Raw genomic sequence first — 12671 nt, forward strand, 5'->3', positions numbered from 1 at the left:
GGCCATGGACTAGCAGCTGTTGAATCTAGCTAGCCGCAGGCGCAATCGGATGCGGACCATGCCCCGCCAAGCTTTGGGTGTCTCAGCTTCTTGCATGATCACTCATTTCATCGCCTGCTCTTCTACTTCGGTCGCAATCGACTCCTTGGAAAATGCCGGCGCGTGCCGTGTTAGCCAATGTTTGCGCCGGCGTAGAGGGATACTCTTTTTGGAGGAGCTTGCTCATACCAGCCATCGTCGGCATCAAACTTTTGGAGTATACGAGATTGCCGTGGTGTCAACGTAAGGTGTCTAAGTCACGGATTCCAATTGGATTTCGTAATAAATTAAATCTACCACTCGCAGTTACCATTATAAATTGATCCATTTACAACCAGATTATTTCCAATTTACTAGACGTTTAGGTAACGAGAGTGGGCCACTGACTAGCCGAAGGGCGGCCGGGTCGTGGAGATCTGCAAAGCTAGGAGAATGTCGGGAGGGAGGCCACTTTGTGCGTCAGAGGCACAGGGTGTTTGCTTGCCACCATGGCGTCGTGCCGACTTCACCCGGGCGACGTCTTTCCGAAATTGATGTTCCTCGCATGCAGTTCGGGTCCCTCGCAAGTTGTCGCTGGCAAAGCAGTGCCACCGGGATGGGGGGGCGTTTTGTATCGCATCGGATCTCACGAGAGTCAGGGCAATGAAACCCGCGGCTCGGACAAGCGTCGGGTCAACCGGCGGTCCGGCGCTGGAGAGAGTTCTTCCACTGCATTGGAGCTTGGGCGCCAGGTGCCTCAACAGGCCACTGCCTCGATCAAGGCCGGACTGCCTCCTGTTCGAGACCCCGGCGTCGCCCTCCACGGCGTCTCCGAAATCCTCTTCGTTGATCCCAACGTATCCGATGTCGGCGCAATCATCCGGCATCTGAGGCCGGAGATCGGGGCGATCGTTCTCGACGCCTGGCGGCCAGCGGCGCGTCAGATGGCGGCGGCGCTGGTAGACCGTTCGGAACTGCGCGCGATCCACATCATCGCGCACGGCGCGCCTGGCCGGGTCGCCTTTGCTGCTGGCGACTGGTCGTCCCAGACGCCGGCAGATGAGGCGGGCGACCTCGCCACGATCGGCGGCTCGCTCGACGAAGGCGGCGCTCTCGGGCTGTGGAGCTGCCGGGCGGGCGCCGGCGCTGAGGGATCTGATTTCATCGTTTCGCTGTCTCGGGCGGCCGGCAGGCCGGTCGCGGCAGCGTCGCACAACGTCGGTGCGCATGTGCTCGGCGGATTCTGGGAACTGAACGTGCGGACGGAGGGCGCCGAGGCGCAGCCGCCGCTAACGGAGGTGGGCATGGGAATCTATGCGGGAATTCTGATCGCCGAGGTGATGGTTACTGGTACCTTGCCGGTCGGCAATATGGCCGGGTCGGTCACCTACTACATCGTCGACATGAACCAGAAGGCCATCGTCGGTCAGGTCATGTTGCCCAGTGCGATGCCGAAGGCAATGCCCGTGTCCATGGCGGTCAAGGTGCCGAACGCAACAGCCTCGCTAGCCATCGGCACATTCGACGCCGCCGGCGACTTCCAGCGTTCCAGCATCCTGAGCGTGAGCGCCTCCGCGGAGCCAACCGGAGCGCTTGGACCGTCTGCTAGATGATCGCTGGATCCTCCAGACTCCCATTTCGCAGTGCCGGCACTGCCGGCCTTTGTCGTTCTCGTGAGCTGACTTCGAGTCAAAAGGACCTCGCCATGGCCCGCGTTTCTGAAATTCTCTTTGTCGACCCCTCCGCGCCGGATCTGGGGACAATCCTGACCAACCTGCGGCCGGAGGTAGAAGCGATCATGCTGGACGGCCACCGACAGGCGGCGCGCCAGATTGCCGAGACACTGGACGGGCGCAGCGGGTTGGTCGCCGTGCACGTGGTCGCCCACGGCTCGCCAGGCCGAGTGCATTTCAGCTCGGGCGACTGGTCAGTCGACATGTTGGAGGATGCGGCGGATGACTTCGCGGCGATCGGCAGGGCGCTGAGCGTCGACGGCGATTTCAGGCTATGGAGCTGCGAGACGGGCAAGGGCCAGACAGGCGAGACGTTTGTCGAGGCGCTGCATGATGCGACCGGCGCGGAGGCCATGGCCGCGGCAGGGCTCGTGGGCGCCGAGGCGCTGAACGGAGCGTGGAACCTTGTGTCTGATGGCGAACGGGTGATGCCGCCTTTAACTGAAATGGGGGTGAGAAGGTTCGCCGCCATTCTAAGTCTTGAGGTCACCCTTACCGGTTCGCTTGACACATCCATGGGGGTGTCAGGCCTGTTCCCTGTGCAATATTATATAACAAATTCATCTGACGTTATTATAGGCAGTTTTACGTTGCCTTCTAGAACATCAACAGGTAACTTTTCTTCTGTTCAGATGATTGGAGACGTGCCGGTAAGCGGGAGTTATAATATTATAGCTCTGGTTCCCACCAGCAGCGATGACAATAATTCGAGCTATACCGTTGTAGACGCGGGCACCTTCACAATTGCATCCTCAGGGGCGGGAACGATTGCGAGCCCAGACACCAGTAATTCAAATGGTGTCTTCAGGCTGACAGCTGTTTCTTCTAGCAGCAACGCAGGCGCCACCGGTGCGACTGGAGCTACAGGTTCGACTGGCGCCACAGGCGCCACAGGTTCGAGTGGAGCCACGGGTCCTACTGGTGCGACCGGCCCGGTGGGTTCGACTGGAGCGACCGGCGCCGCTGGCGTCACCGGTGATACTGGTGCAACCGGAGCCACGGGTGCAACTGGTGATACCGGAGCCACGGGTGCAACCGGCGATACCGGAGCCACCGGTGCTCCTGGCTCAACGGGTGCCAGCGGCGCTACGGGTGCCACCGGCGCTACGGGCGACACCGGTGCGACTGGGGACACCGGCGCCACAGGTTCAACGGGTGCGACTGGCGCGACCGGCGACACTGGAGCGACTGGCGCGACCGGCGACAACGGAGCAACTGGCGCAACGGGCGATACCGGAGCCACGGGTGCAACCGGCGATACCGGAGCCACGGGTGCGACCGGGGATCCTGGCTCAACAGGTGCCACCGGCGCTACGGGCGACACCGGTGCGACTGGCGCAACGGGTGACACCGGTTCAACCGGTGGGACTGGCGCGACCGGCGACAACGGAGCAACTGGCGCAACGGGTGATACCGGAGCCACGGGTGCAACCGGCGATACCGGAGCCACGGGTGCGACCGGGGATCCTGGCTCAACGGGTGCCACCGGCGCTACGGGCGACACCGGTGCGACTGGGGACACCGGCGATACCGGAGCCACGGGTGCGACTGGGGATCCTGGCTCAACAGGTGCCACCGGCGCTACGGGGGACACCGGTGCGACTGGCACAACGGGTGATACCGGAGCCACGGGTGCGACCGGCGATTCGGGTGCAACGGGTGCCACCGGCGGTACAGGCGACATCGGTGCGACTGGCGCAACGGGCGATACCGGAGCCACGGGTGCAACTGGCGATACCGGAGCCACGGGTGCGACCGGCGATACCGGAGCCACGGGTGCGACCGGCGATTCGGGTGCAATGGGTGCCACCGGCGGTACAGGCGACATCGGTGCGACTGGCGCAACGGGTGATACCGGAGCCACGGGTGCAACCGGGGATTCTGGCGCTACGGGTTCGACTGGAGCTGCAGGCGCGACTGGCTCTACCGGGGCGACTGGCGCGACCGGAGCCACGGGTTCAACTGGGGCAACCGGTCATTCGGGTGCGACAGGGGCCACGGGATCGACAGGTCATACTGGCGCAACGGGTTCGACCGGGGCAATTGGCCATTCTGGTGCGACCGGGGCCACAGGGGCGACAGGTCATACTGGCGCCACGGGTTCGACAGGAGCGACCGGTGCTACCGGAAGCACAGGCACAACTGGGACCACCGGCGCAACGGGCGACACCGGAGCAACTGGCGCAACCGGTGATACTGGTGCGACCGGAGCAACTGGCGCTATGGGTGATACTGGTGCGACCGGGGCTACCGGAGCGACGGGTGACACCGGAGCGACCGGCGATACTGGCGCCATGGGTGCGACTGGGGATCCTGGTGCAACGGGAGCTACCGGCGACACCGGAGCAACTGGCGCGACGGGTGATACTGGTGCGACCGGGGCTACCGGAGCGACGGGTGACACCGGAGCGACCGGCGATATTGGGGCCACGGGTGCGACTGGGGATCCTGGTCCAACGGGAGCCACCGGCGCTACGGGCGACACCGGAGCAACTGGCGCCACCGGCGACATTGGAGCAACTGGTGACACCGGAGCGACTGGCGCGACGGGTGACACTGGAGCAACTGGCGACACCGGAGCAACTGGCGCGACGGGTGACACTGGAGCAACTGGCGACACCGGTGACACCGGAGCAACTGGCGACACCGGAGCGACTGGCGCGACGGGCGACGCCGGAGCAACTGGCGCGACGGGTGACACTGGAGCAACTGGCGACACCGGAGCCACCGGAGCAACGGGTGATACCGGGGCGACTGGCGCGACGGGTGACACTGGGGCGACTGGCGCGACGGGTGACACTGGGGCAACAGGTGCGACCGGAGCAACGGGTGCGACTGGCGACCCTGGTGCAACGGGAGCCACGGGCGCTACAGGCGACACCGGAGCAACTGGTGACACCGGAGCGACTGGGGCGACCGGCGACACCGGAGCAACTGGCGCGACGGGTAACACTGGGGCAACAGGTGCGACCGGGGCCTCCGGAGCAACGGGTGATACCGGGGCGACTGGCGCGACGGGTGATAGCGGGGCGGCTGGCGCGACGGGTGACACTGGGGCAACAGGTACGACCGGGGCTACCGGAGCAATGGGTGCGACTGGCGACCCTGGTGCAACGGGAGCGACCGGCGCTACAGGCGACACCGGAGCAACTGGTGACACCGGAGCGACCGGAGCGACCGGCGACACTGGAGCAACTGGCGACACCGGAGCCACCGGAGCAACGGGTGATACCGGCGCGACGGGTGACACTGGAGCAACAGGTGCGACAGGGGATCCTGGTGCAACTGGTGCCACCGGGGCAACAGGTGCGACCGGCCATACTGGTGCGACCGGGGCAACTGGGCACACCGGAGCAACGGGTTCCACCGGAGCAACGGGCCATACCGGGTCCAGTGGTGCCACCGGTCATGGCGACAACGATCATGACCACAACGGCAACCACCATCACCATGGTCACAATGGCAATCACGACCACGATCGCCACAATGGCAATGGTGACCGTCATCACAATGACCGTGGTGACAATGGCCGTGGCAGCCGTGACAATGGTCATGGAGGGCATGGCAACGGGGATCATGGTTCGTCGGCCAACAGTCAAGGTGGCTATATCTCGACCGACACGCTTGGGCTGAAGGACATCAAGCAGTTCATACAGTCCAGTAGTTCCGCTGACAGCCAGGACTTGTTCAGGCAGCTCATCAGCCTCGCCATTGTTTCGGTGGCAGTGGACCTCCTGAACCTGCTCACTTCTGTCGCAGGCTTTGGTCAGACCCAGAACAAGCCGTTCGGTTCGACCTTGGACCTGACATCGGACAAGCAGAGCTCGGGGTATGCTCAAACCGACGACACACTGAAAAAGACACTGAGCAATATTCTGAAGCCGCATGACTAAGCGGTTGAAAACAGTGGACGCGGACCCTGCTGGAAGGCGGGGTCCGCGCCTGCGCGCTTCCAGCGCCGGCAATTGTCTCATCTCGTATGCCTGTTGGAGATGCGAACGGTCTCGCCAACTTCCATTGCGACAAGACGTAGCGAGCCTCTTCGAACTCTTGAGGCTGGTTCGCGGGAGCAGTGCACTGTGAGCGTACAACTCAGTCAAGGCCCCAAACCGAGCCCGAACCATCATGACGCGCAAGCGAATGCGGCCGGCAAGCATCCGGGAGAGGGCAAAGCGCAACGGAGTCCAGGCGGGCCTGCCGAATTCGGTCAGGTCGCACCGCGCCTAAGGGCTATGATCAAGGTCGCACGTTACCACGGTGTCGAGCTGGACCCCAACGAATTCAGGGCCGCAAGCGTAGGCACCACTCCGACCGCTGCGGATCTCTCTCAATGGGCGCAGAACGGCGGGATGTGGTCGCGCGCGGTTCGCGTCCGCTGGTCGCATCTTCTGCGCTTCGAACAAACCGGACCGGTGGTTCTGCTGTTCAGCGATGGCCGCGCTGGCCTGCTTACTGGAGCTAGCGCCGAACGCAATCTCATCTTCTTGAAGAGCGTAGATGCGCCGGATGATGCCCAAGCGATCGCGATCGACGAGCTGAGGTTGTCGCGGGTCTGGTCGGGTGAGGCGGTGCTGCTGCGTCCTCAACGATCCTTCGTCGCCGCCGACGCGCCGTTCACCTTTCGCTGGCTCGTAGATCTTGTGCGGCTCGAGGCTGTGCCGCTGCGCGACATCGGCATCGCTTCGTTCACACTCAGCATCCTGACAATTCTGCCGCCCCTTATCGTCATGACTGTGGTCAACAAGGTGCTGCAGTTCAACAGCATCTCGACTCTGGCATTGCTGAGTGCAGTGATAGTCGTCGTTTTCGCCTACGAGACCCTGCTCGGCCACGCGCGCCGCCTGATCATCAACGTGGTCGGCGCTCGCTTGGACACCAAGCTGAACTTGCACGTCTTCGGTCGGCTGTTGCGCCTGCCGCTTGACTATTTCGAGCGCCATCCAGCGGGCGAGACAATGTACCATCTGGCACAGGTCTACCGCATCCGCGAATTCCTCACAGGCAAATTGCTCAGCACCTTCCTGGATCTGATGACGCTGTGCGTGCTCATCCCGGTCATGTTCTATATCAACGCAACACTCGCCTGGATGGTGCTCGGCTGCGCCGTCTTGATCATGCTGATCATCCTTGCTTTCCTTGCGCCGCTGCGGGCCAGCTACCAACGCGTGGTGAATGCCGAGACCTGGAAGTCGGCGGCGCTCGGCGAGACCGTCGCCGGGATCAAGACGGTCAAGGCGCTTGGTCTCGAGCCGCAACGCAAGGCACTTTGGGACGAACGGGTGGCGGACGCGGGTAAGGCGCGCCTGGCTTTTGGGCAACTCGCCAATTGGCCGCAAACCCTCGTAACGCCAGTTGAGCGCGCGATGGTGTTGGGCACCATGCTGATGGGGGCGTATCTGGCCATGAGCGACAGCACTGGCTACATGGTCGGCAGCCTGTTTGCATTCATGATGATCGCCCAACGCGTCGCGCAGCCCCTTGTCGGCCTGGCACGTCTGGTAGAGGACTACGAAGAAGTCGGCGCGGCCATCGGTGAGGCGGCGTCAGTTCTCAACCGTCCATTAGAAAGCAGTTCAAATTCCGCGGGCCTGAGGCCAAAACTTGTCGGCGAAATCAAGTTTAGCGACCTGACCTTCACTTACATGGGTACCAAGACGCCGGCGCTCGACCGGGTCAGCTTCGACATTCCGTCTGGCTCGATGTTCGGCATCGTCGGGCGCAGCGGGTCCGGAAAATCGACCATCGCGCGTCTTCTGCAAGGCATCAACCGCGACTACAGCGGGTTCCTCAAGCTCGACGGGATCGACCTCAAGGAAATTAACCTGCGCCACCTCCGCCAGGGCCTAGGTGTTGTCCTTCAGGATAATTTCCTTTTCCGCGGTTCGATAAGGGACAACATCATCGCGGGACGTCAGGGCTTGACGCTTTCGGATGCCATGCGTGCTGCTCACCTCGCCGGCGCGGCTGAGTTCATCGAACGCATGCCGAATGGCTATGATACCTACATTGAGGAAGGCTCACCCAATCTGTCGGGCGGGCAACGGCAGCGATTGGCAATAGCCCGCGCGCTCATTCACAACCCGACCATCCTGATACTGGACGAAGCGACAAGCGCGCTCGATCCCGAGAGTGAAGCGGTGGTCAGCGACAACCTCATGCGTATCGCCAGCGGCCGAACGATGATCATCGTCTCGCACCGGCTGGCATCGCTGACGGAGTGCGATCAGATCCTCGTGGTGGATCAGGGCAAGGTTCTCGATGTCGCGCCGCATTCCGTCCTACTGGAGCGGTGTGGCGTTTACCGCCAGCTTTGGCTTCAGCAGAACCGGCACCTGGAAGGCCGGCGTGGCCGATTGGCGGCTGTGCCCTCCGTTGATGTGAGCCGGCCATGAGCGTCACCCCCTATGCGCCAATTGCTGCTCGCCGTCGTCGGGCAAAGGCCAGCGATCCGACGGCGCCGGTCATTCTCGAATTCCAATGGCCATCGACAGCCGTCGAAAACACGCCGGTTCCGCGAGTGGCTCGTAGCATCGTCTGGGTCGTATTTAGCCTGGTCGTCGCGCTGATAATGCTCGCAGCTCTGATACCGGTTGACCAGGTGGTCACGACGAGGGGCCTGGTGGTGGCACAATCGCCAAACATCGTCGTCCAGCCGCTCGAGACAGCCATCGTCCGCTCTATCGAGGTACGCGAAGGACAGCAGGTCAAGGCCGGCCAGGTGCTTGCCCGACTCGACGCCACTTTTGCCTCGGCCGATCTCACCGCATTGGCCGCCCAAGTCACGACCCTCGAAGCCGAGGTGGCTCGCCTGAAGGCCGAGGCCGACGGAAACTCATTCACCTATGACGGCCTGGATCCGAGTTGGACACTGCAGGCCTCGATCTTCGATCGTCGCAAGGCGGTCTATGACGCCAAGCTGGAGAGCTTCGATCGACAGGGTGACCAACTCAGTTCGGTCATCTCCCGCTCCCAGTCCGATGCCGATGGCTATCGGCAGCGATTGGCCGTCGCGGGGTCGATCGAGCAAATGCGCAAAAAACTCGAAGTGAGACAGGTCGGAAGCCGTCTCAATACGCTTCTTGCCGAGGACAACACAGCTGAAATGTCGCGAGCTCTCACCAACGCCGAGCAGACATCCGAGGCTGCTAAGCGCCAGCAGGCTGGGGTTGCGGCCGAGCGTGACGGCTTTGTCCAGAGTTGGCGCGCAGACGTTTCGCAGAGCCTGTCGGAGGCCAATTCGCGCATATCCGACGCCCGCGAGCTTCTCAACAAGGCCAAGCTGCGCAAACAGTTGGTCGAGCTCAGGAGCGAGGCCGACGCTACCGTTCAATCTGTGGCTAAAGTTTCCGTGGGTTCGGTTCTGCAGTCCGGAGAGCGGTTGATCACCCTGGTCCCGGCTGACGCGGTGCTTGAGGTGGAGACGAATATCATCGGCCGCAGCAGCGGCTTTGTTCACGTCGGCGATCCCGTAGCAATCAAATTCGATACGTTCCCCTATTCGCAATATGGCCTGGCTCACGGTACGGTACGCTCGGTCAGCCCGGATTCCTTCTCTGCCAGGGATCAGGTGCGTGACCCGAATAGCTCGTTGGCCATGCTGCCCTCGGATGCCGACCAGTTCTACCGCACGAGAATTTCCATCGACGACGTCGCCCTTCATGGCGTGCCCGCCGGCTTCGCGGTCAGCCCCGGCATGCCGGTCACAGCTGATGTGAAGGTAGGCCGCCGCACGGTGCTCAGATACATCCTCGGCACGATGCTGCCGATCGGTCAGGAAGCAATGCGGGAGCCATAAATGGCGTTGATGGATCGGTTGGCCGGACGTATCCACCCGGCGCTGGCGCTGCGCAGGGCAGCTCAGCTTACTGAACAAGGCAAAGCTGCCGAAGCGTTTCCGCTTATAGCCACCGCTGCTCGTGCCGGGGTTCCAGAAGCGGAATGCCGCGTCGCGCGCTGCTATCTTGAGGGGTCGGGCGTACCGCCAAGCCGATTGGAAGGGACGCGCTGGCTACGGCGGGCTGCTGACCATGGTAACCCCGATGCGCAGGCACTCCTTGCCGCGCTTTACAGCACTGGGCTGGCCGAACACGAGGACAACACAGGAACCAGCAGTTCAGAAAGCCTGTTCAAGTCGCCGTCTTCACGAAAGCCGGATTTCGAGGCAGCGCTTCCGTTCGCCCAAAAAGCTGCCGAGGCTGGCTCCGCAACAGGGCAGGCCATACTCGGCTATATTCTAAGCAAGGGCCCAATGCCGATGCGCAACCTCAATGCCGCTCATGGCTTGTACGAGAAGTCCGCGGCGGCCGGTTGTCCGGAAGGATGCCTTGGCCTCGCCCTGTCACTTGCCCGTCGCAAGCAACCGGAGCACAGGACTAGGATTGCCGAAGCGATGCGGCGTGCGGCCGATGCAGGTCTGCCGACAGCGATCTACCTTCTTGCGGTCCTCACCGAGCACGGAATGGGGGTGCCCGTCGATCGCGAGGCGGCTGCTGAGCTTTATCAGCTGGCTGCGGAAAAGGGCCTCGCTTCGGCCCAATTCAGGCTGGGGCTTTCTCTCATCGAGGGCAGCTTGTCACGTCAGGACCCCGCAGCAGGCGAGGCGTGGATGCGTCGCGCCGCAGTGGCCGGAAACCTCGACGCCGCCTATCGTATAGGCGAACGGTATGTGAAGCGCCCTCAACCGGATTATGCGGAAGCCGCGACGTGGTACCGGCGCGCTGCGGAGGCAGGTCATCCAGTAGCCGCTCGTGCCTTGGCATCGCTGTATCTTTCCGGGAACGGTGTAGCTCAGGACGCCGAGGAAGGAACGCGCTGGCTGCGCGGCGCCGCTAATGGTGGCAATCGAGAATCCCAGGTCGACCTTGCGAACCTTATCCTGGAAGGCGCCGGCGACCCTACTGATGGTCTCGATGTCGCGGAGTGGTTCGAAGCGACTGCTTCGTCAGGAGACGCAGTCGCGGCCTTCAATCTCGGGCTTTGTTTTGCCGAAGGGGTCGGAGTGAGCAAAAACCAGGAACTGGCGGCGAAGTGGATGAGGCGCGCAGCCGAAGGCATGGCGCAGGCGCAGTATATGTATGCGCGCATGCTTCAGAATGGACGCGGTGTGCCAGCTGACCAGATGCAGGCCAGGCTTTGGTTTGACCGAGCGGCCAATGCTGGCATGGTGGACGCGCAGGTGGCTTTGGCCGAAATGCTCTACAATGGGCGTGGAGGAGAGCGCTCGGCGCGCGCCGCGGCGCATCTATTCAAGCAGGCTGCCGCCACCGGCCATGTTGGCGCGATGTTTGCAATCGGGGCTCTATACGAGAGCGGGCAGGGGCTTACTCCGGATCGGAAGGCGGCGCAGAAATGGTTCGCAGCCGCCGCTGAGCGAGGGCATGGACACGCCCAACTCATGCTGGGCCGCTACCTTTCCCAAGGTGTTGCCGGTGAGTACGAGCCAGTTGCCGGCCGGATCTGGCTCGAGCGAGCCGCCTCTCAGGGCATTGATAAAGCGGCCGATGAGCTTGCTGTTCTTCGAGAGAGACGCGAAGCTTCAGGTCCCTCAAATGCAAGGATCCCAAGGGGCTGAGGCGCCTGGTGCTCAGCTCCTGATGTATTCGCCGTCGAATCCGGCGAACTTCGTCAGGCCCGGAGAATCGAGCACGCGGACATGGCCCTGGCGGAATTCGAGAAACTTCCGCTCGCGAAGTTCCCGCAGCATTCGATTGACATGGATCGGAGTAAGACCAAGGGCGTCCGCGAGATCGTATTGGGTGAGCGGGCAGTCGAAGCCGTTGCGGTCAACCGCGCCTACTCGTTGCAGGCGCGCTGTCAGTTCGAGCAGCAAATGTGCTGTTCGCTCCAATGCGTTGCGTCGTCCTATGTTGGCGAGGTGCTGGGCCATCACCGCGCCGTTGCGTACGAAAGCCCCAACAATGAACGAGAAGAGTTGAGGCGATTTCATAGCAGCAAGCGTCAAAGTCTTGGTGGGTGCCACAAGCAACGAAAGTTCAGTTCGAGCTACGAACGTCTCAATAGAGCCGCTCCCATGTGATTGAGGCAGAACGACATCGCCTGTCAGGGCAAAATCGAGAATTTGTCGCTGGCCATCCGGAAGCTCATGGGAAATGCATCCCCAACCCGACTCGACGACGTAAATACGATCCTTGTTGTCACTTTGGCTGAAGATCACCGCGTCGGCTGGATATCGCTTTGCGGTGAACCCGAGAGTCTTGATCAGAGCGGCGTCGTCATCGCTAAGTCCAACGTATGTCGAACGGTGCTCATCTCCTCTCGAAAAAGAACGTGAAGCATTCGCCATCCCTACCCCCTACGCCAACTCCATGTGTACCTTCCTGAACTTCACCATGTATATAAAAATTCATGTGATGGGCGCCTCTTTGGATCCCGGCAAAGAAAGGTCGCGAAGTCAATGTCGTATCGAAATCTGGCTCGCAACACGCTAGGGCTCGATTGACGCCGCTTAGAGCTGGCGTCATCTATGACTTACTTCTCTTAAAATTCTCTCTCATTGACTCAACTATTTCGCTGGCAACGAGACAGCTCCGATTATCTGCCTGGTCGGCGGCGTTGCGCAACGTCAGCGACGCATCCCTCAGCAGTCCCCTGATCTCAGACGGAGACAACAACTCCGATGCTTCGAGTTCCAGGAGGACCGATTCACTCACATGAAGCGCGGCAAGCGCAACGGCCCGAGGCCTTGTTGCAAGCAGCTTCAGAAGATCACCACTGCGCCTGTGCCGCGATTTCTTTTTTGCCATCGTCGCCTTCAACTGTACGGACAACGGTTTCTAATTCCCACGTCTTGACAACTTTACGCAGCCTCAGATCGAGAGGCAGGTCGATCCTCTCGTTTTGGCGTGACTTCCACGATATCGCACTTTGCTGTGGTGACACAGAGACAAGAAGATACCGAAT

The 12671-nt window shown here is 61.9% G+C and carries 7 protein-coding genes and 1 pseudogene; 7 read left to right on the top strand and 1 reads right to left on the bottom strand.

The genetic code is table 11. From position 1 onward, the window contains the following. Positions 1 to 647: 647 nt before the first annotated feature. The 7 genes and pseudogenes from FJ543_RS21770 (at position 648) to FJ543_RS21790 (ending at position 11322) form a co-directional block, all read left to right on the top strand. Positions 648 to 1631 carry a DUF4347 domain-containing protein gene (locus FJ543_RS21770; protein ID WP_181174041.1) on the top strand — a complete coding sequence of 328 codons (984 nt, stop codon included), beginning with the start codon at positions 648 to 650 and terminating at the stop codon, positions 1629 to 1631. Between the two features lie 92 nt (positions 1632 to 1723). Then, positions 1724 to 2149: pseudogene (locus tag FJ543_RS31890) on the top strand (DUF4347 domain-containing protein); the annotation flags it as partial. 1720 nt (positions 2150 to 3869) lie between these two features. Next, complete coding sequence (locus FJ543_RS31895) at positions 3870 to 5384, top strand: hypothetical protein (protein WP_224682227.1); 1515 nt, start codon at positions 3870 to 3872, stop codon at positions 5382 to 5384. 50 nt (positions 5385 to 5434) lie between these two features. Further along, on the top strand, positions 5435 to 5644 hold the full coding sequence (locus FJ543_RS31900) for a hypothetical protein (protein ID WP_224598478.1): 210 nt from the start codon (positions 5435 to 5437) through the stop codon (positions 5642 to 5644). Between the two features lie 186 nt (positions 5645 to 5830). Then, positions 5831 to 8143, top strand: a complete 2313-nt coding sequence (locus tag FJ543_RS21780; RefSeq protein WP_224682226.1) for a peptidase domain-containing ABC transporter — start codon at positions 5831 to 5833, stop codon at positions 8141 to 8143. Further along, complete coding sequence (locus FJ543_RS21785) at positions 8140 to 9546, top strand: HlyD family type I secretion periplasmic adaptor subunit (RefSeq protein ID WP_140877032.1); 1407 nt, start codon at positions 8140 to 8142, stop codon at positions 9544 to 9546. The genes FJ543_RS21780 and FJ543_RS21785 overlap by 4 nt, the downstream gene beginning before the upstream one ends. Continuing rightward, complete coding sequence (locus FJ543_RS21790) at positions 9547 to 11322, top strand: SEL1-like repeat protein (RefSeq protein WP_140877034.1); 1776 nt, start codon at positions 9547 to 9549, stop codon at positions 11320 to 11322. Between the two features lie 12 nt (positions 11323 to 11334). On the opposite strand, the gene FJ543_RS21795 is transcribed toward FJ543_RS21790, so the two are convergent. Continuing rightward, entirely contained in the window at positions 11335 to 12054 is a 720-nt protein-coding gene (locus FJ543_RS21795; RefSeq protein ID WP_140792991.1) for a Crp/Fnr family transcriptional regulator, read from the bottom strand. Positions 12055 to 12671 lie beyond the last annotated feature (617 nt).

Source organism: Mesorhizobium sp. B2-5-7 (assembly GCF_006440875.1).
GTDB lineage: Bacteria > Pseudomonadota > Alphaproteobacteria > Rhizobiales > Rhizobiaceae > Mesorhizobium > Mesorhizobium australicum.